The organism is Streptomyces vilmorinianum (assembly GCF_005517195.1).
GTDB classification, from domain to species: domain Bacteria; phylum Actinomycetota; class Actinomycetes; order Streptomycetales; family Streptomycetaceae; genus Streptomyces; species Streptomyces vilmorinianum.
The window spans coordinates 1,768,698-1,785,762 of sequence record NZ_CP040244.1 but is presented as its reverse complement, the minus strand read 5'-3'; the positions used below and the strand labels follow the sequence as shown (position 1 = coordinate 1,785,762).

Sequence of the window (17,065 nt, the reverse complement as noted above, 5' to 3'; positions counted from 1 at the left end):
CTATTCTCCGTGAGCCGGGGATCCTCGCAGGAACTCACCCCCGCCCCGGCACGTTCCCCGCACACACCCGCCGCGCCCCAGGGAGTCCCACCGATGTCGACGGCCACCGCACGCAGTCACGAGCGCAGGATCAGCCCGGTCTTCCTGGCGATCCTCGCCGTCATGGCGGTCACCGGCTGGGCGGTGTGGACCGGCTTCGCGGCCTCCCCCGGACTGGCGATCTTCCTCTTCGTGACCTCGGCGTGGGTCGTCTCGCTCTGTCTCCACGAGTACGCGCACGCCCGCACCGCCCTGCACGGCGGGGACATCACGGTCGGGGCGAAGGGCTATCTCACACTCAACCCGCTCGCCTACACCCACGCCGTGCTGAGCATCATCCTGCCGGTGCTCTTCGTGATCATGGGCGGTATCGGTCTGCCGGGCGGCGCGGTCTTCATCGAACAGGGCCGGATCCGGGGCCGCTGGAAGCACAGCCTGATCTCGGCGGCGGGCCCGCTCGCCAACGTCCTGTTCGCGATCGTGTGCACGGCGCCGTTCTGGCTGGACGCGCTGGACGGCGTCCCGCTCGCCTTCCGGTACGCGCTCGCCTTCCTGGCGTTCCTCCAGGTGACGGCCGCGCTCCTGAACTTCCTGCCGGTGCCGGGCCTCGACGGGTACGGGGTCATCGAGCCCTGGCTCTCGTACAAGGTGAAGCGGCAGATCGAGCCGTACGCGCCGTACGGCTTCTTCATCGTGATCGCGCTGCTCTTCGTCCCGGCGATCAACGGGGCGTTCTTCGACACGATCGACGCGCTGATGCGGGCGCTGGGCGTGCCGGAGCTGTCCCGCTACTGCGGCTCGAACCTCTACCGCTTCTGGCAGGAGCAGCCGGAGTTCTGCGAGCTCTAGGCCTGGGCCCCGCGTGAGCGGCTGTGCGTGGCGTCAGCGTGCGAACTTTTCGACGGCCGCCGGGGTGACGGGGGTGAAGAAGTTGACGAGGTTGCCGTCGGGGTCGCGGAACAACAGCGACCGGTTGCCCCAGGGCATCGTGGTGGGCTCGTTGACGAAGTCGGTGACGAAGCCGGTCAGGTTCTGGTGAACGCGGTCCACGTCGTCGACGAGGAACTCGGTGATCACGCTGTGGTTGTCCGCCGGGCGGGCAGAGCCCGGGGCGAACAGCGGGACGGTGTGGGTGCCGGCGATCGCGAGGGTGGCGCCCGCGGTCTTGAGTTCGGCGAAGTCCTCGGTGGCCCGTATCGCCTGCATCCCTGTGGCTCGCTCGTAGAACTCGACGAGGCGTGCGACGTCGCTGGTGATGATGCGGATCGAGACGAAGTCCATCGGTGCGCGGCCGCTACGGCGGGTACCGGCTGGCTCCCGGGTACCGCTTGCCTCCGCTCATGCTCAGCGACGACGAGGCGCTGGCCGTGCTGCTCGGCCTGGTCGCCGGCCGCCGGGCAGGGCTGACGACGGCGGAGCGCACGGCAAACGAGACGGCATCGGCGAAGATCCGGCGGGTGCTGCCCAAGCACATCGCCCGCCGGCTCGACGCACTCCTGGAGGCTCTCGACTTCACGGATCAGCCCGGCGAGTTGGACCACCCGGACGCTGGGGTCTTGCTCACGATCGCCGATGCAGTGCGCCACCGCCGACCGGTCTCGATCCGCTACACCGACCGCGACGGACGGCACAGCGAACGCACACTGCACGCCTACGGGATCGTCGCCCATGCGGGCCGGTGGTACGTCACGGGCAGGGACGCCGAGATCGGCGAGGACCGAACCTTGCGGCTCGATCGCATCGCAGACGCGAGGACCCTGCCCGGCTCATTCGAAGCGCCCGTGGGTCCCGGCCCGGCACAGCGCGTGTTGTCAGCGTTCACCACGGCCGAGTACCGGCATGAGGTGACCTTGCGGATCCACGGGACGGTTGAGCAGATCCGCGCCCACCTTCCCATCAGCGTCGCGAACCTGGAGGAGCACGAGTCCGCAGCCGGCGAGGACCCGGCGGCCGAGCGCTGGCTGCGCGTCGAGCTACGGGCGCAGCAGCTCGACTGGTTGCCTCGGATACTCGCCTCACTCGACCGGCCGTTCGTCATCGAGCGCCCCGACGAACTACGCGACCTCGTCATCGCGCTCGCCGATCGCCTCACGTCCTACGCCCGCCAAGCCTGACAGCGAGGAGCCAATGTCACGAGTGGGCGTTTTGTCCTACCCGCGCCCCACTCGTGTCCTGATCGAGCGAGGCCGGGCACGATTCGGTGTCGGGGTGCGGGTGCGTGGCGAGTCCGATCAGTACGTTGAGCCTTCGGCTCGCGGCCTGCAGCTCGGCGGTCTTCGCTTCGATGCGGGCGCGCTCGTGGAGCAAGCGGTCCAGTAGCTCTGGGCCCACCGAGCGGGCGTCGATGGCGGGCAGGAGTGTGGCGATCAGGCGGCTGCCGAGACCGGCGCTGTAGAGCTGCTGGATGAGCTTCACCCGGTCGACGGCCGCCTCGGGGTAGAAGCGCTGGCCGCCGGACGTGCGCTGGGGACTGAGCAGGAGTTGCTCCTCGTAGTAGCGAAGGGCCCGTGTGCTGACTCCGGCCCGATCGGCCAGTTCGCCGATGCGCATTGCGACTCCTTCCGCTCGTGCTGTCGCCGCCCGTCGACTTGCACTTCACGTCAACGTCAAGTTCTAGCGTAGGCGACACGGAGCGGGATTGGACCGTACGCCCGCCCGAGAAAGGGAATGACCATGGACATAGCCGGTTCCACCGCACTCGTGACCGGGGCCAACCGAGGAATCGGTCGGCGCTTCGTCGAGCATCTGCTGGAGCGCGGAGCCGAGAAGGTGTACGCGACCGCTCGCCGCCCGGAGTCGATCGGCATCCTGGACCCGCGGATCACGCCGCTTTACCTGGACCTGCTGGACGAGGAATCGATCTCAGCGGCGGCCGTAGCGGCGCGGGACGTCACGCTGCTGGTCAACAACGCCGGCATCAGCACCGGCGCGCACCTCCTCACCGATGACCTGGACATGGTCCGGCAGGACCTGGAGACACACCTTTTCGGCACCCTGAGAGTCATCCGCGCCTTCGCCCCGGCCCTGGCCTCCAACGGCGGGGGCGCGATCGTCAACATCCTCTCCGTGCTTTCGTGGGTGGCCACCGCCGAAGGGTCGGGCTCGTACTCGGTGGCCAAGGCTGCGGAGTGGAACATGACCAACGGCGTGCGCATCGAACTCGCCGGCCAGAAGACCCTCGTCCAGGGCGTACACCTGGGGGCTGCGGACACCGACATGATGGCGGGACGCGACGCACCCAAGATCGACCCTGCGGATGTCGCACGCGCCGCCCTCGACGGCGTACAGGCAGGAGCCATCGAGGTGCTGGTCGACGACCCCAGCCGCTTCGTCAAGTCCGCCCTCGCCGGCGACCCGGCGCTGCTGTACGGCCAGCCGTCGGGCAACTGACCGTACTCCGCCGGACCTGTCGTCGGACGATCGTTTGACGACAGGCAGGGCCCTTCCTCCACACGGAGGGGCCGCGGTGGCGAACCTGGTCCACAAGCACCTGTTCCACCTCGTCTGCCAGGCCGCCGTCGACGCCATGGAGACCGGCGACGAGGACATCACTCTCGAACGCCTCGCCAGCATCCGCGTCGGGCACAACGACGACATCTGACCGGTGCCCGCCCGAGACGGGCACGCTCATCACACGGGCCGATCGGGGGGCTCGGCGGTCAGCCGACCCAAGCCGCCGAAGGCCACCCCAGGCCGGTCGATGGCGGCCACCTGGGGGGAGCTACGTAGGTCACCCGTACGTCATCGACCCGCCGAGGCGTCGCTCCGGCCGGAATCGCAACCGCGGCACCAACCTCATGAGACGGCACAGCTAGGCCTGGGCCTAGCCCAGGGCCTGGGCCTGGCCCTGGCCCTGGGCTAGGCCTGGGGCTGCGCCTCGGCCTCGGCATCGGCCTCGGCTTCCACCTTGGCGCGGCGAATGTAGTACCAGGCCATGTTGGAGGAGAGGCCGGCGAGCAGCACCCAGATCACGCCGAGCCAGCTGCCCGCGGCGAAGGAGACGACGGCCGCGGCGACGGCGAGGGCGCAGACGACGAGGGCGTACAGAGCGAGGCGGGGCATGGGGGTCGGCTCCTGTCCGGGTACGGCTGATGTGCCCGTCCAGTGTCCCCCATGCCCGAGGGCTCCTATACGTCGGTGACCCGCAGGCCCGCGTGGGCCTTGTAGCGGCGGTTGACCGAGATCAGGTTGGCGACGAGCGACTCGACCTGGTGGGCGTTGCGCAGCCGGCCGGCGAAAACGCCGCGCATCCCGGGGATGCGGCCGGCGAGCGCCTGGACGATCTCGACGTCGGCGCGCTCCTCGCCGAGGACCATCACGTCCGTGTCGATCTCGTCGATCGAGGCGTCCTGGAGCAGGACGGCGGAGAGGTGGTGGAAGGCGGCGGCGACCCGGGACTCGGGCAGCAGGGCCGCGGCCTGCTCGGCGGCGGAGCCCTCCTCGGGCTTGAGGGCGTAGGCGCCCTTCTTGTCGAAGCCGAGCGGGTTGACGCAGTCGACGACGAGCTTGCCCGCGAGTTCGGCGCGCAGGGACTCCAGGGTCTTGGCGTGCCCGTCCCACGGGACGGCGACGATGACGATGTCGCTGCGGCGGGCGCACTCGGCGTTGTCGGCGCCCTCGACGCCGAGGCCCAGCTCGTCGGCGGCGGTCTGGGCGCGCTCGGCGGCGCGGGAGCCGATGATCACCTTCTGGCCGGCCTTCGCGAGGCGGTACGCGAGACCGCGGCCCTGGTCGCCGGTGCCGCCGAGGACGCCGACGACGAGACCGGACACGTCGGGGAGGTCCCAGGGGTCCCTGGGGGCGGGCTTGCTGTCAGTCGTAGTCATGGCCTCGACATTACTGGCCGGTCGTCTCCGTCCGTGTCCCGTACGGGTGGAACCTCGGCAACCGGCCTCGCGCGGGCGTCCGGCTGCGGCAGGATGCGGCCCCATGGATGCCGTACGGGTCGCGCTGCTGCGGGAAGTGCTCGCCGGGACGGAGTGGCCGCGGGCGGCCCGCCGCTTCGCGGGCTCCCTCCGGTCCTCCGTCGTGCCGCACGGGGGCGGGCTGCTCCTGGTGGGGACGGAGGGGTACGAGCCGTGGCATCTGGCGGCGCACCTCGTGGACGAGGCGGCCTGGTCGGGGCAGCCGGAACTGGCGCCGACGCTGGTGCGCCACCACGTGCGGCCGGGCGAGCCGGCCCACCTGGCGGTGGGGCTCGGCCGCCTGGAGTCGGCGCGGCGCGGGGCGACCCTGCTGATGGTGGCGCCGGAGCGGCCCGACGCCGGGCTCCTGGAGCGGGTCCACGACGCCCGCAGGGCGGGGGCGACGGTCCTCTCCCTGGACGACGGCGACCCGGAGGTCCACGGCCTGGCCCACGAGGCGCTGACGGTGGGCGCGGACGCGGAGGTCGACCTGGACACGGTCCAGCACCTGGTGAGCGCGGCGGCGGGCGAGAACAGCCTGCCGGGGCCGCGGGGCCGCAGTCGTTTCCGCGACCGTCTCTCCCGCCTGGCGGACCATCTGACGGCACCGCCACCGACGCGCTGGTAGCCGGGAGTCGGGGGCGAAATTCGCTTGCGGTGTGACCGGGCGCGATCGGAGCATGGCGCCTCGTGTCCTTGAAACTCTCCGCCGTTCTGCCCGATCTGGCGCCGTGGCGTTCGTCCCGTGACTTCCGGCTGCTCTGGGTCCAGGGGCTGGTCACCTACTTCTCCAGCGCCGTGGCGATGATCGCGCTGCCGCTGCAGATCAAGGAGATGACGGGGTCACCCCTCGCGGTCGGCGCGATGGGCGCCGTCGAGCTGGTCCCGCTCGTCGTCTTCGGGCTCTACGGCGGCGCGCTCGCCGACGCCGTCGACCGGCGCAGGGTGCTGATCGCCACGGAGGCCGGGCTCGGGCTGCTCGCCCTGCTCCTGCTGCTCAACTCGCTGCCGGCCGAGCCCATGCTCTGGCCGCTGTACGTCGTCGCGGCCGGTGTCTCCGCGCTCGCCGGTCTCCAGCGCCCCGCCCTGGACTCCCTGCTCGCCCGGATCGTGCCGCACGACCAGCAGACCGCCGCGGCCGCGCTCAACTCGCTGCGCTGGCAGATGGGCGCCATCGCGGGACCGGCGCTCGCGGGCCTGCTGGTGGCGTACGCCGGTCACGCCCCGGCGTACGCCGTGACGATCGCCGGCTTCCTCGTCTCCGTCCTGCTGTGTCTGCGGCTCGCCCCCGCGCCGCCGGCGCACGACGCGGACAAGCCGTCGCTGCGCGGGATCGTGGAGGGAGCGCGGTACGCCTGGTCGCGGCCGGTGCTGCTCGGTACGTACGTGATCGACCTCGCCGCCATGCTGTTCGCCTTCCCGAACACGATCTTCCCGTTCCTGGCGGACGAGCTGGACGCGGACTGGTCGCTGGGCCTGATGTACGCGGCGGGCTCGGTCGGCTCGCTCGTGCTCGGCCTGACCAGCGGCTGGACCTCGAAGGTCCGCAGGCACGGACTCCTGGTGGTGTTCGGGGCGGCGGCCTGGGGGCTCGCGATCGCGGCCGCGGGCTGGTTCTCGAACGTCTGGCTGGTGCTGCTCTGCCTGGGCTTCGCGGGCGCGGGCGACATGCTGAGCGGCCTGGGCCGCTCGACGATCTGGAACCAGACCATCCCGGAGGAGCTGCGCGGCCGGCTGGCCGGCATCGAGGTCCTCTCGTACAGCGTCGGGCCGCAGCTCGGCCAGGTCCGCGCGGGTGCCATGGCGGGCTGGACGGGGACGCGGGCGGCGATCTGGACGGGCGGCGTGGCCTGTGTCGCCTCGGTGGGGCTGCTGTGCGCCGCCCTCCCGAAGCTCCTCGGCTACGACTCCGCCACGGACGAGGACGCCCTGCGCCGCAAGGCGCAGCGGGAGGCGGAGGACGCACAGCAGTCCCGGGCGGTGCAGCCGTCGGCGTGACGCGCCGCGACTCCGCCGTCTCCACCGCCCCTCATGTCGGCGGGCGGCGCGGGAGGCCTGAGCGGCGCGGGAGGCGGACGCGGGCGAGCAGGGCGAGCGCCGTCAGGACGACGATGCCCGCCGACTCGACCACGAGGGTGGGCCGGACCAGTTCCGCGTCGAGCGTCTCCTCGAAGCCGAAGAGTCCGGTGGTGAGGCTGAGGACGAGCGCGGCCAGGGTGCCGGCCGTGAAGAGTGCGGTGAGGGCGGCCACCGCGCCGACGTGGCGGGCGGGCGCGACCAGCAGCGCCAGTGCCAGCAGGCAGCCGCCGATGCCGTTCAGCAGGAAGAGCACGCCGATGGTGGCCAGATCCCGGTAGCCGCCGTCCCAGAGGTGGAGGTGGATCGCGGCCATCGCGGCGGTCAGCCCGGCTCCGGTCAGGCGCAGGGCGATCGCGGCGACCGCGGAGACCCCGGAGACCGCGCGGTCAGTAGCCATTGCCCGGGGAAGGAGTCTCGTTCACGGGCGCTTCGGCACCGCCGACGGTGATCTCCGTCTTCATCCCCTGGTCCTTGTGCCCGTCGACGGGGCAGTAGACCTCGTACGTCCCCGACCGCAGGGTCACGCGGAGGGTGGCGGAGGCGCCGGGTTCGAGCGTCTCGGTGTGGTTCTCACCACCGGGGCCCACGATCTCCAGGGCGTGGTCGCGCCCACCGGTGTTCTTGGCGACGAAGTCGTAGACGCCCGGCTCGAACGTCTGCTGCGACAGCGTGACGCGGAAGTCGGCCAGATCCGCGTTCACCTGCGTCACTCCCGTCTCGGCGGTCCGGTCCGGGGGCGTGGGCGTGGGCGTGGTCGAGCCGTCACCGTCTCCTCCCCCGCCGCAGGCGGCGAGCACGGCGGTCAGGCCACCGGCCGCGAACCCGAGCACGATGCGGTGCCGGGTGCGGACGCGTGTCCCCGTCGTGGCTGTCGTGGCTGTCGTGGCTGTCGTGGCCGTCGTGGCTGTCGTGCCTGTCGTGGCCGTCGTGGCTGTCATGGCTCGGCCCTCCGCGGATGTTCCGTACGGCAGGGGATACGGATGAAACCCGCCGAGGGATTGCCGAAGGATCGCCCGGACGCGGAGGAGGAGAATGAGGACGTGACCTCCCGTCGGTCCGGGGCAATCCCTTCGGGGAGCCGGACCGTATCCACTGGTATGCAGCGCATGGGCCTCCCTCTCGGACGCGCACCGGACGAGGCGCTGCTCTCCGGCCTGACGACGGGCGATCCGGAGATCTCCGTGGCGTTCGTGCGCCGCTTCCAGCGCACCGTCTTCGGCGTCGCCATCGCCGTCGTCGGCGATCCCCAGCTCGCCGAGGACATCGCACAGCAGACCTTCGAGCGGGCGTGGCGGCATGCGCAGGTCTACGACTCCCGCCGCGGCTCCGTGAAGACCTGGCTGACGACCATCGCGCACAACCTCGCGATCGACGCGGTGCGCGCGCGGCGAGCCAGTCCGGTCGCGCCCGAGGACCTCGACACGCTGCTCGACATCGTGACCGACACCCCCGAGCAGCGGGCACTGGCCGACGAGACCGCCGACCGGATACGGACCGCGGTGGCGGCGCTGCCACGGGAACAGGCCCGCGCGCTGGTGATGGCGGGGATCTACGGGATGACCGCCCAGCAGATCGCCGACTTCGAGCACATTCCGCTGGGCACGGCGAAGACGCGGATCAGGACCGCGATGGGCAAGCTGCGGACGACCCTGAGCGCCGAGGGGACGGTCCGGCCATGAGCGACATGACCTGCGAGCGGCTGCGGGAGCTCGGCGCCGAGCTGGCGTTGGGGATCCTCCCTGCCCAGGAGCGGGCCCGGGCGGTCGCCCATCTGGACCGCTGCCCTGGCTGCCGGGAACACGTCGAGCAGCTCACGCTCGTCGGTGACGGCCTGCTCGGTCTGCTGCCCGGCACGGAGCCGCCGGTCGGCTTCGAGACCCGCGTCACGAAGCGGCTGGCCCCGTCCCGTCCGGAGCCGGGTCCTCGACCGTCGCGACGCCGGCGGCTCCGGCTCGCCGCCGCGGCGGCCGCCGCGGCCCTCGCGTTCGGCTTCGCCGGCTGGGCGGTCGGCACGGCTGTCGACGCCGGCCCCGCCCCCACCTCACAGGTCCAGGAGCAGGGGACGCTGCTGGAGGCCGCCCTCGTCTCGGGCGGCCACGAGGTGGGCCGGATCTTCACCCACTCCGGTTCGCCGGGCTGGGTCTACATGTCCGTCGACCTCGAAGGGGGCGGCGACGCCACGGTCCGCTGCCGCCTCGAACGCGCCGACGGCAGCACCATCGGAGTGGGCTCGTTCACGCTCGATGACGGGTACGGCCACTGGGGTGCGCCGGTCACCGGCGTGGACCCCACGACCGTGACCGGCGCCCAGCTGCTGGCCGCGGACGGTTCCGTCCTCGCCACCGCGCACTTCCCGCCCCCGAAGGGCTAGCGACAAGCCCCTAGTCCGGCGGCTCGTCCAGCTTCGGGGTGTCGTGCCACTTCGGGTCGGTCTCCCACTCCAGGTTGCGTTCCTCCGCCGTCTGCATCGCGTGGGACGCCTCCTCCCGGGTGGCGTACGGGCCGAAGCGGTCCTTGGCCGGGCACTCCGGGCCCTCCTCGACCTTCTTGTGCTGCAGGCAGTAGTACCACTCGCCGGGTTTGCCCACCGTGCGCTTCTTGAACAGGGCCATCGTCGGCTCCTTCCTCTGTCGCCATGCTGCCCCAGACGCGGTCGTTAGACTCGCTGACATGTCTGGCCAGTCGCTGCTCGTACCGGGGGAGCTCTCTCCCCACCGCTCCGTTCCGGGAGCCATCCGTCGTCCCGAGTACGTCGGGAAGCCCGCCCCCACCCCGTACACCGGGCCCGAGGTGCAGGACTCCGACACCATCGAGCGGATGCGGATCGCCGGCCGCATCGCCGCGCAGGCGATGGAGGAGGCCGCCAAGCACATCGCCCCGGGTGTCACCACGGACGAGCTGGACCGGGTCGCGCACGAGTTCATGTGCGACCACGGCGCGTACCCCTCCACCCTCGGCTACCGCGGCTTCCCGAAGTCGCTCTGCTCCTCGGTCAACGAGGTCATCTGCCACGGCATCCCCGACTCCACCGTCCTCAAGGACGGCGACATCGTGAACCTGGACGTCACGGCGTACATCAACGGGGTCCACGGCGACAACAACGCCACCTACCTGTGCGGGGACGTCGACGAGGAGTCCCGTCTCCTGGTGGAGCGCACCCGCGAATCTCTCAACCGGGCGATCAAGGCGGTCAAGCCGGGCCGTCAGATCAACATCATCGGCCGGGTCATCGAGTCGTACGCCAAGCGCTTCGGCTACGGCGTCGTACGCGACTTCACCGGGCACGGCATCAACTCCTCGTTCCACTCCGGCCTGATCATTCCGCACTACGACTCCCCGCACGCCACGACCGTGATCCAGCCCGGCATGACGTTCACCATCGAGCCGATGCTGACGCTGGGCACGCACGAGTACGACATGTGGGACGACGGCTGGACGGTCGTGACCAAGGACCGCAAGCGGACGGCGCAGTTCGAGCACACGCTCGTCGTGACGGACACCGGGGCCGACATTCTCACGTTGCCCTGAGCCCCGACCGGGGTAGCGTCTTTACCGACAGGTCGTCGGGAACCAGTTGACTTAGGTAAGCCTAAGTAGCAGGATCTCAGCAGGTTCCCGTCCCCCTCGGTCCCGGAGGCACGCCTTGGACACGCCTTTCTCGACGCTCATCCGCACCGCCTCGCACGAGCAGCACACCGAGGCCGAGACGTCGACCTTCATGAGCGACCTCCTCGGCGGGCGGCTGGCCGTGGACGCCTACACGCGGTACACGGAGCAGCTCTGGTTCGTGTACCGCGCCCTGGAGGAGGGCGCGGAGGCCCTGAAGAGCGACCCGGTCGCCGGGCCCTTCATACAGCCGGAGCTGTTCCGCACCACCGCCCTGGAGCAGGACCTCGCCCACCTCCGCGGTCCGGAGTGGCGCGCCGGGCTCTCCCCGCTGCCCGCCACGGCCGCGTACGCCGCGCGCGTGGCGGAGTGCGCGCGCGAGTGGCCGGCCGGCTATGTGGCGCACCACTACACCCGCTACCTCGGCGACCTGTCGGGCGGCCAGATCATCCGCGACAAGGCCGAGCGCACCTGGGGCTTCGCGCGCAAGGGCGACGGCGTCCGCTTCTACGTCTTCGAGGAGATCGCGAACCCGGCCGCGTTCAAGCGGGCGTACCGGGAGCTGCTCGACGGGGTCGACGCCGACGACCTGGAGAAGCAGCGGATCATCGACGAGTGCAAGCGCGCCTTCGACTTCAACGGCGCGGTGTTCAGGGAGCTGGGCGGCGAGTTCCCGCTCAGCGCGTGAGCGTCAGGGTCCGCTCAAGGCGGACCCGTCCGCCCAGCTCGATCACGCCGTCGGGGCCGGGGGCCGTCAGGATCTGCGAGCCCCGGCCCTGCGTGATGTTCAGGGCCCGGCCCAGCTCGGCGGTGAGCAGCAGGGCAGCCGCGCCCGTCGCCTCGTCCTCGTCGATACCGTCCCCGCGTCCCGGGAACGCCCGCGCCCGGATCCGGCCGGCCGCCTCGTCCTCCCAGGCCCAGGCGTAGATCCTCCCCCTAGGACTTCGTCCTGGGGGGACCCCCACGCCGGGCTCGGGCACGTCCAGCGCGTCGACCTCGGCAACCGAGTCGTACCGGCACAGGGGCCACGGCGGGGCCCACTCGGCGCGGGCCTCGATCCAGGTGAACTCGCCGTCCCCGCGCACCCAGACCTCGCCGGCCTGCGGGCAGATGACCTCCAGGTCGAGGAGCCAGGCCGCGCCGACCAGCGGATGACCGGCGAACGGCAGCCGCACACCGGGCGTGAAGATGTCGACGTCCCCGCGCTCCGGGTCGTCCACGAACACGGTCTCACTGAAGCCGAGTTCCTTGGCGAGAGCCTGCCGGGACGCCTCGTCGGGATGCGTGCGCCCGTCGCGTACGACGCCGAGGGCGTTGCCGTACCGGCCGTCGCCCGCGCAGAAGACCCGCAGGACGTCGATGTCGGTGGCTCTACTCGTCACGGTCGTGTTCATGGCGGAATTCAAGCATCCACCGGTCCCACTCGTCGGCCCCACCCGGAATCGGCCAGGCGAACGTGCGAGCTTCGTCGTACGGGAGGTCCACGACGGTCCAGCCGTACCGCTCCGCCACGTCGGCACGCTGCCGTTCGGGGTCGGGCCCGGCAAAGCCGCGTTCCGGCATCCCCTCGAAGTACGCGGTTGACCGAGGCGGTCGTCTCTGCCGGCGACTGCCCGTCCTCCGCGCGGGCCGGCACGGTCGTGCGCGGGTCCTGCCCCTCGGCGAGCGCGGCCGGCGCGCGGTCGTGGCCGTCGGGGTGACGCCGTTCCAGCTGTCGTTCCGGTCCAGCTGTCCGTCCGGCCACGCCGTCAGGAAGTCGCCGCGCCAGACGTACGGCGGGAACATCTCCCTGCGGCTCAGCACCCAACGCCCCGCGTGCAGCGCGCCTTCGTCGGCGGCCTCCAGCCAACCGGCGTACCGGCGGGGCCGGTCCGGCCCCCGCCGGGACTCGTCCGCGCGTATCGGCGGCAGCGGCGAGCGGTACCCGGCACGGTGGTGGAGCCGTACCCCGCCGCGGTCCTCGTCGACCCGCGCGAGCAGGACCGGCCGGTCGCCCTGGCGGAGCCGCATCCGGCGGCTGTCCGTCATCTCCGTGCGCAGCGGCGGCGGTTCGAGCGGGCCGTCGGCGCGCAGGGCGACGGGGCCGGGGAGGTCTTCTCGGCGCGGGCGCATGGTCCGCACGCCGGCCGGGCAAGCGGCAGGGCCGCACCGCCGTTTCCGGGGTGCGGCCCTGCCTGTGGGGGGTGGCTGTCTCAGGACTCCGTCGAGCGGCGCCGGACGGCGAGGACGACGGCCGCGCCCGCGAGGGCCGTGGCGCCGGCCGCGCCGAGCAGGGTGCCGGTCGGTACGCCCGCGCCGGTGGCGGCGAGGGAGCCGGAGCCGCCGACCGTGCCGCCGGTGGTGGTGGACGATCCGCCCGTGGTCGAGCTGCCACCGCTCGTCCCACCAGTCGTCGTCCCGCCGGTCGTGGTCGGCAGCGTGGCGTCCTCGTCCACGGAGAGGGCCACGGTCACCGGGTCGATGGCGGTGCCCGGCCGGTAGAAGGCCTCGCCGTTCGGGCCCGCGAACTGGGCCGCGCCGTCCTTCGTCAGCGTGGCCGGGATGTTCGCGAGGGTGACGACACCGTTCTTCGCCGTGTAGTCGGCCTTCGAGAGGTCGAGGTCGGCGAAGGTCACGTCGTTCTTCGTGCCCTTGGCGGTGGTGACGTCGGCGACGAGCGTGCCGGCCGAGCCGTCGGCCTTCACCTTCACGTCACCGACGCTCCAGTCGATGCCGTGCGCGGCGCACTCGAAGCGGAGGGTGCCGTCGAAGGCCGCGTCGGCCTTGCGGGTGTTCGCGTCGAGCCGGCCCGAGCCGAAGGCGAAGTCGTACACCGAGCCGTTCCTCGTCGCGCCGCCGGTCGCCGTCGCCGTGCCTCCGCAGGTGTCCACGACGTACGTGCGCCAGGACTCCTTGACGCCCCAGGTGAGCTTGCCGTTCACCACGGACGGGGTGCCCGTGGTCGGCTGGGCGGTGGGCTGCGTGGTGGGGGCGGTGGTCGGAGGCGCCGTGGTCCTCGTCGGAGTCGGCGTGGGGGTCGGGGTGGGGGTCGGGGTGGGAGTGGGGGTCTTCGTCGGCGTGGGGGTCGGGGTCGGCGTGGGGGTGGTGGTGCCGCCCGGCTTCACCGTCAGCGTCGCGGGGTCGAGCGCGTCGCCCTCCTTGTAGAAGCCCGCGAAGGCCTCCGCCCCGCCCTTGGTCAGCTTCGCCGGTATGTCCTTGAAGACCATCGCGCCGCCCGCGCCCTGGCCCGGTCGCACCCCGGTCATGTCGAGGGCGGCGATGGCGATGTCGTCGCGGGTGACGAACTTTCCGTCGTCGCCCCTGGTGACCACGTCGGCGGTGATCTCGCCGGTCGGCGCGGAGGCGCCCTTGGTGGTCAGCTTCACGTCGGAGAGCGTGATGTCGAGGACACCGCCGTGGGCCTCGAAGTGGACGCCGCCCTTGAAGGCGTTGGCGGTGGCGTGCGTCCCGGTGTCGTACGTACCGGTGCCGTCCACGAAGGTGAAGACGCCGTTGTCGGCCGCCTGCTTCGCGCCTCCCTCGACCGTGGTCCTCCCCTGGGCCATCGGCGAGGCGAGGTACCTGCGGAAGGACTCCTTGAAGCCCCAGTCCAGCGTCCCTTCCTTCAGCTCGATGACGGGGGCGCCGTCCGCCGCGAGGGCGGGCAGGGCGAAGACGCTCGCCCCGAGGGCCGCCGCGGTGGCGACGGCCGCGGCGAGGGTGAAGGGGCGGCGGGTGGGTGTGGCCATGGTGGGTGGTCTCCTGGGCGAGGCGGATCGGGGTCAGTGGGAGGGAGAGGTACGGCGACGGCGTACGGCGGCGAACACGGCGATCGCGGCGGCCAGAAGCACGCCCGCGCCGATGGCGAGGTACGTGACCGTGCCGGGCGAATCGCCCGCGGCGGCCGTCTTCGCGGCGGCCCCCGAAGCGGAAGCCGAAGCGGAGGCCGAAGCCGTGGCCGAGGGCGAGGGCTTGGCGTCGCTGCCCAGGTCCGGCAGCGCGGGCAGCTGGGCCTTCGCGTCGACGGCGACGGCCAGAGAGACGGGGTCCATCTCCGTCCCGGCCTTGTACATCCCGCCGAACGCCTTGGCGCCGCCCTCCGTGAGGGTCGCGGGCGCCTCGGTCAGTGCGGCGAGGCCGTTCCTTGGCGCGAAGTCCCCGGCGGCGAAGGTGATCAGGGGCACGGCTTTCTCGGTCGTGCCGCCACTGGTGACATCGGCGCTGAGCGTGCCCTTGCCGCCGGTCACCTCGACCGCGACCGCGCCGAGCGCGAGGTCGATGTGGGTACCGGTGAAGCGGACGGTGCCCGCGAAGGTGGCGGCGAGGGTCTGCTTCCTCGGGTCGTACGTGCCCTTCCCCTGCGGGAAGCGGAAGAGCGCGCCGCCGTCCTGGGCGCCGCCCGACAGGGTCCACTTGCCCTGGGCGACGGAGCCGGTGACGTACTCGCGGAAGGTGCGGCGCACGCCCCAGTCGACGGCGGCGTCCCGGAAGGTTCCGGAGGCGGCCGGTGAACTCGCCGACGGTTCGGGGGACTTGGTGGCCGTCGGCGCGGCGGCCGGCGCCTTGACGTCGACGGTGAGGCTGATCGGGTCGAGCGGCGTCCCGGCGGTGTAGTAGCCGGCGAAGGCCTGCGCGCCCCGCGAGGTCAGGGTCGCGGGCACGTGGGTGAGCGAGATCGGGCTGCCGCCGCCGCGCATGTCGATGCCGGACAGGTCGAGCGAGGCGAGCGGGACCTGGGCGGAGGTCGTGACCGTCCCCGTCTCCTTGGCCTTGCTCGCCATGTCGGCGTACAGCGTGCCGCGTCCGCCCTCGATCCGTACGCGGGGCCGGCTGATCGTCAGATCCAGTTCGTGGGTGCCGTCGGTCCTGCGGTGGCCGAGGAAGTGCACCCCGCCCGTGAAGCCGGCCTCGAAGGCGCCGCTCGCGGGGTCGTAGGAGCCCTGGGCGGAGTGGAAGCGGAACTGGCTGCCGCCGACGGTGGCGGCGCCTCCGGTGAGGTTCCAACTGCCGTGTGCGATGGGGCCCGTGACATAGCTCTGGAAGGAGGATTTTATTCCCCAGTCGAGTCTGCCACCCTGCACGGTACGGTCCGCGGCCTGGGCGGCGGCGGCCGGGAGCAGGGGCCCGAGGAGCGCCGCGAAGAGCGTGACGGCGAGCGCCCGGGCCGGTCTGGACAGCAGCATGAAAACCCCTCCGAGGGCCAACGCGGGCTAGCAAGTGAGGTAAGGCTAACCTAAGGTATCCAGAGCCGAAACGACAGACTGCTGCCCAGAACGAACAGGACGGTGCTTCCCCGTGCAGAGATCTCGCCTCGCGGGCGTGCTGATGCCGGCACTCGCCCTCGCCCTCGTGGCGACCGGCTGCGGCGACGGAAGCACCCCGCCCCGGAAGGCGCCCACGGCGCAGGCCGCCCCCGACCGCGTCGAGCCCCTCGCCGATGCCCCGGAGCCCCGACTGCCCGGCACCGTCGACTCGGCCGACGGCCGCAAGGTGACCGTCACCTCCACCGAGCGGATCGTCCCGCTGACCGGCTCCCTCAACGAGATCGTCTTCACCCTCGGCCTGGGCGAGCGGGTCGTCGCCCGCGACATCACCGCCACCTTCGAACAGGCCGCGAAACTCCCCGTGGTGACCCGCGCGCACGACGTCTCCGCCGAGAGCGTGCTCTCTCTGCGGCCGACCGTCGTCCTCGCCGACACCTCCACCGGGCCGGCCGAGGCGATCGAGCAGATCCGCGACGCGGGCGTCCCGCTGGTCGTCGTGGCGCCCGCGAAGCAGCTCGCGGACGTCTCCACCCGGATCGAGAAGGTCGCGGCGGCGCTCGGCGTACCGAAGTCGGGCAGCGCGCTGAAGCAGCGCACGCAGGACCGGATCGCCGCCGTGCGGAAGACGATTCCCGCGCACGGGGACAAGCCGCGCGTGGCCTTCCTCTACGTCCGCGGATCGGCGGCCGTCTACCTGCTCGGCGGGGCGGAGTCCGGGGCGAGCTCCCTCCTGGAGGCGGCCGGAGCGGTCGACGCGGGCAAGGAGTCCGGCCTGAAGAAGGACTTCACCCCGATCACCAGCGAGGCCCTGGCCGCCGCCGCGCCCGACGCGATCCTCGTCATGAGCAAGGGCCTCGCGTCGGTCGGCGGCGTCGACGGCCTGGTGAAGATCCCCGGCGTGGCCGAGACGCCGGCCGGGATGGATCGCCGGGTCGTCTCCGTCGAGGACGGCGTGCTCCTCAACTACGGCCCGCGGACCGACGAGGTGCTGCGCTCCCTGGTGACGCAGCTGTACGGGGCGTCGAAGTGACGGCGGTCGACGACTCGATGACGCCGGGTGGGGCGTCGCTGTCCGACGCCACGGACTCCGTGACGGGCGCACCGGACTCCCCCTCGGGGCCCACGTCGGACCGGGCGGACAACGCGCCCACGCTGCGGCCTCCGAGCCGGGGCGCCGGGGACACATCCACATCG

The 17,065-nt window shown here is 72.0% G+C and carries 21 protein-coding genes and 1 pseudogene; 11 read left to right on the top strand and 11 right to left on the bottom strand.

Annotated elements, in window-relative coordinates; genetic code table 11:
* The first annotated feature begins 93 nt into the window (after positions 1-93).
* Positions 94-888, top strand: coding sequence for a site-2 protease family protein (locus tag FDM97_RS08385; RefSeq protein ID WP_137989620.1), 795 nt, complete (start codon positions 94-96; stop codon positions 886-888).
* A gap of 33 nt (positions 889-921) precedes the next feature.
* Here FDM97_RS08385 and FDM97_RS08380 read toward each other — a convergent pair whose 3' ends face one another.
* Positions 922-1,320, bottom strand: coding sequence for a VOC family protein (locus FDM97_RS08380; RefSeq protein WP_137989619.1), 399 nt, complete (start codon positions 1,318-1,320; stop codon positions 922-924).
* On the opposite strand from FDM97_RS08380, the pseudogene FDM97_RS08375 reads away from it, so the two are divergent.
* Positions 1,320-2,153: pseudogene (locus FDM97_RS08375) on the top strand (helix-turn-helix transcriptional regulator); the annotation flags it as partial. The gene FDM97_RS08380 and the pseudogene FDM97_RS08375 overlap by 1 nt on opposite strands.
* Positions 2,154-2,169: 16 nt before the next feature.
* On the opposite strand, the gene FDM97_RS08370 reads toward FDM97_RS08375, so the two are convergent.
* A complete protein-coding gene (locus tag FDM97_RS08370; protein WP_137989617.1) occupies positions 2,170-2,589 on the bottom strand; it encodes a MerR family transcriptional regulator in 420 nt (139 codons plus the stop codon).
* 123 nt (positions 2,590-2,712) lie between these two features.
* Between FDM97_RS08370 and FDM97_RS08365 the strand changes: the two genes are divergently transcribed.
* Both FDM97_RS08365 and FDM97_RS36820 read left to right on the top strand, forming a co-directional pair.
* A complete protein-coding gene (locus FDM97_RS08365; RefSeq protein ID WP_137989616.1) occupies positions 2,713-3,429 on the top strand; it encodes an SDR family oxidoreductase in 717 nt (238 codons plus the stop codon).
* A 76-nt stretch (positions 3,430-3,505) separates the two neighbouring features.
* On the top strand, positions 3,506-3,640 hold the full coding sequence (locus FDM97_RS36820; protein ID WP_284440285.1) for a hypothetical protein: 135 nt from the start codon (positions 3,506-3,508) through the stop codon (positions 3,638-3,640).
* Positions 3,641-3,897: 257 nt separating this feature from the next.
* Here the strand turns inward: FDM97_RS36820 and FDM97_RS08360 are convergent, their stop codons facing one another.
* Both FDM97_RS08360 and npdG read right to left on the bottom strand, forming a co-directional pair.
* Positions 3,898-4,101, bottom strand: a complete 204-nt coding sequence (locus FDM97_RS08360; protein ID WP_137989615.1) for a hypothetical protein — start codon at positions 4,099-4,101, stop codon at positions 3,898-3,900.
* Positions 4,102-4,166: 65 nt separating this feature from the next.
* Positions 4,167-4,865: an NADPH-dependent F420 reductase gene (gene npdG, locus FDM97_RS08355; RefSeq protein ID WP_137989614.1), complete on the bottom strand. Its 699-nt coding sequence runs from the start codon at positions 4,863-4,865 to the stop codon at positions 4,167-4,169.
* Positions 4,866-4,968: 103 nt separating this feature from the next.
* Between npdG and FDM97_RS08350 the strand changes: the two genes are divergently transcribed.
* Both FDM97_RS08350 and FDM97_RS08345 read left to right on the top strand, forming a co-directional pair.
* Positions 4,969-5,571, top strand: coding sequence for a hypothetical protein (locus tag FDM97_RS08350; RefSeq protein WP_137989613.1), 603 nt, complete (start codon positions 4,969-4,971; stop codon positions 5,569-5,571).
* Between the two features lie 62 nt (positions 5,572-5,633).
* Positions 5,634-6,941, top strand: coding sequence for an MFS transporter (locus FDM97_RS08345; RefSeq protein WP_137989612.1), 1,308 nt, complete (start codon positions 5,634-5,636; stop codon positions 6,939-6,941).
* A gap of 31 nt (positions 6,942-6,972) precedes the next feature.
* Here the strand turns inward: FDM97_RS08345 and FDM97_RS08340 are convergent, their stop codons facing one another.
* A complete protein-coding gene (locus tag FDM97_RS08340; protein WP_137989611.1) occupies positions 6,973-7,419 on the bottom strand; it encodes a hypothetical protein in 447 nt (148 codons plus the stop codon).
* Positions 7,409-7,960: a copper-binding protein gene (locus FDM97_RS08335; protein WP_254705534.1), complete on the bottom strand. Its 552-nt coding sequence runs from the start codon at positions 7,958-7,960 to the stop codon at positions 7,409-7,411. The genes FDM97_RS08340 and FDM97_RS08335 overlap by 11 nt, the downstream gene beginning before the upstream one ends.
* A gap of 159 nt (positions 7,961-8,119) precedes the next feature.
* Between FDM97_RS08335 and FDM97_RS08330 the strand changes: the two genes are divergently transcribed.
* Together FDM97_RS08330 and FDM97_RS08325 are read left to right on the top strand one after the other, a co-directional pair.
* A complete protein-coding gene (locus tag FDM97_RS08330) occupies positions 8,120-8,701 on the top strand; it encodes an RNA polymerase sigma factor (RefSeq protein ID WP_137989610.1) in 582 nt (193 codons plus the stop codon).
* Complete coding sequence (locus FDM97_RS08325; protein ID WP_137989609.1) at positions 8,698-9,393, top strand: anti-sigma factor family protein; 696 nt, start codon at positions 8,698-8,700, stop codon at positions 9,391-9,393. The genes FDM97_RS08330 and FDM97_RS08325 overlap by 4 nt, the downstream gene beginning before the upstream one ends.
* Positions 9,394-9,403: 10 nt before the next feature.
* Here the strand turns inward: FDM97_RS08325 and FDM97_RS08320 are convergent, their stop codons facing one another.
* Positions 9,404-9,634, bottom strand: a complete 231-nt coding sequence (locus tag FDM97_RS08320) for a hypothetical protein (protein ID WP_137989608.1) — start codon at positions 9,632-9,634, stop codon at positions 9,404-9,406.
* Between the two features lie 58 nt (positions 9,635-9,692).
* Here FDM97_RS08320 and map point away from each other — a divergent pair, with 58 nt between their 5' ends.
* Positions 9,693-10,550 (top strand): type I methionyl aminopeptidase, encoded by an 858-nt coding sequence (map, locus tag FDM97_RS08315; RefSeq protein ID WP_137989607.1) that lies wholly within the window; start codon positions 9,693-9,695, stop codon positions 10,548-10,550.
* A 115-nt stretch (positions 10,551-10,665) separates the two neighbouring features.
* A complete protein-coding gene (locus FDM97_RS08310) occupies positions 10,666-11,316 on the top strand; it encodes a biliverdin-producing heme oxygenase (protein WP_137989606.1) in 651 nt (216 codons plus the stop codon).
* Here the strand turns inward: FDM97_RS08310 and FDM97_RS08305 are convergent.
* From FDM97_RS08305 to FDM97_RS08290, 4 genes are all read right to left on the bottom strand, one after another.
* Positions 11,306-12,022, bottom strand: a complete 717-nt coding sequence (locus FDM97_RS08305; RefSeq protein WP_137989605.1) for a PhzF family phenazine biosynthesis protein — start codon at positions 12,020-12,022, stop codon at positions 11,306-11,308. The two genes, FDM97_RS08310 and FDM97_RS08305, sit on opposite strands and share 11 nt — an antisense overlap.
* Entirely contained in the window at positions 12,000-12,740 is a 741-nt protein-coding gene (locus FDM97_RS08300) for a hypothetical protein (RefSeq protein WP_137989604.1), read from the bottom strand. The genes FDM97_RS08305 and FDM97_RS08300 overlap by 23 nt, the downstream gene beginning before the upstream one ends.
* Before the next feature lie 80 nt (positions 12,741-12,820).
* A complete protein-coding gene (locus tag FDM97_RS08295; protein ID WP_137989603.1) occupies positions 12,821-14,356 on the bottom strand; it encodes an HtaA domain-containing protein in 1,536 nt (511 codons plus the stop codon).
* 33 nt (positions 14,357-14,389) lie between these two features.
* Positions 14,390-15,790: an HtaA domain-containing protein gene (locus FDM97_RS08290; RefSeq protein ID WP_137989602.1), complete on the bottom strand. Its 1,401-nt coding sequence runs from the start codon at positions 15,788-15,790 to the stop codon at positions 14,390-14,392.
* Positions 15,791-15,932: 142 nt separating this feature from the next.
* Here FDM97_RS08290 and FDM97_RS08285 point away from each other — a divergent pair, with 142 nt between their 5' ends.
* Complete coding sequence (locus tag FDM97_RS08285) at positions 15,933-16,901, top strand: heme/hemin ABC transporter substrate-binding protein (RefSeq protein ID WP_137994725.1); 969 nt, start codon at positions 15,933-15,935, stop codon at positions 16,899-16,901.
* The last annotated feature ends 164 nt before the right edge of the window (positions 16,902-17,065 follow it).

Excerpts from the sequence above, each read along its gene's own strand:
- FDM97_RS08320 (WP_137989608.1), bottom strand. The coding sequence starts at position 9,634 with ATGGCCCTGTTCAAGAAGCGCACGGTGGGCAAACCCGGCGAGTGGTAC.
- FDM97_RS08325 (WP_137989609.1), top strand. The coding sequence starts at position 8,698 with ATGAGCGACATGACCTGCGAGCGGCTGCGGGAGCTCGGCGCCGAGCTG.
- FDM97_RS08370 (WP_137989617.1), bottom strand. The coding sequence starts at position 2,589 with ATGCGCATCGGCGAACTGGCCGATCGGGCCGGAGTCAGCACACGGGCC.
- FDM97_RS08350 (WP_137989613.1), top strand. The coding sequence starts at position 4,969 with ATGGATGCCGTACGGGTCGCGCTGCTGCGGGAAGTGCTCGCCGGGACG.
- FDM97_RS08380 (WP_137989619.1), bottom strand. The coding sequence starts at position 1,320 with ATGGACTTCGTCTCGATCCGCATCATCACCAGCGACGTCGCACGCCTC.
- FDM97_RS08285 (WP_137994725.1), top strand. The coding sequence starts at position 15,933 with ATGCCGGCACTCGCCCTCGCCCTCGTGGCGACCGGCTGCGGCGACGGA.
- FDM97_RS08290 (WP_137989602.1), bottom strand. The coding sequence starts at position 15,790 with ATGCTGCTGTCCAGACCGGCCCGGGCGCTCGCCGTCACGCTCTTCGCG.
- FDM97_RS08330 (WP_137989610.1), top strand. The coding sequence starts at position 8,120 with ATGCAGCGCATGGGCCTCCCTCTCGGACGCGCACCGGACGAGGCGCTG.
- FDM97_RS08340 (WP_137989611.1), bottom strand. The coding sequence starts at position 7,419 with ATGGCTACTGACCGCGCGGTCTCCGGGGTCTCCGCGGTCGCCGCGATC.
- FDM97_RS08305 (WP_137989605.1), bottom strand. The coding sequence starts at position 12,022 with ATGAACACGACCGTGACGAGTAGAGCCACCGACATCGACGTCCTGCGG.
- FDM97_RS08360 (WP_137989615.1), bottom strand. The coding sequence starts at position 4,101 with ATGCCCCGCCTCGCTCTGTACGCCCTCGTCGTCTGCGCCCTCGCCGTC.
- map (WP_137989607.1), top strand. The coding sequence starts at position 9,693 with ATGTCTGGCCAGTCGCTGCTCGTACCGGGGGAGCTCTCTCCCCACCGC.
- FDM97_RS08385 (WP_137989620.1), top strand. The coding sequence starts at position 94 with ATGTCGACGGCCACCGCACGCAGTCACGAGCGCAGGATCAGCCCGGTC.
- FDM97_RS08300 (WP_137989604.1), bottom strand. The coding sequence starts at position 12,740 with ATGCGCCCGCGCCGAGAAGACCTCCCCGGCCCCGTCGCCCTGCGCGCC.
- npdG (WP_137989614.1), bottom strand. The coding sequence starts at position 4,865 with ATGACTACGACTGACAGCAAGCCCGCCCCCAGGGACCCCTGGGACCTC.
- FDM97_RS08295 (WP_137989603.1), bottom strand. The coding sequence starts at position 14,356 with ATGGCCACACCCACCCGCCGCCCCTTCACCCTCGCCGCGGCCGTCGCC.
- FDM97_RS08335 (WP_254705534.1), bottom strand. The coding sequence starts at position 7,960 with ATGACAGCCACGACGGCCACGACAGGCACGACAGCCACGACGGCCACG.
- FDM97_RS08365 (WP_137989616.1), top strand. The coding sequence starts at position 2,713 with ATGGACATAGCCGGTTCCACCGCACTCGTGACCGGGGCCAACCGAGGA.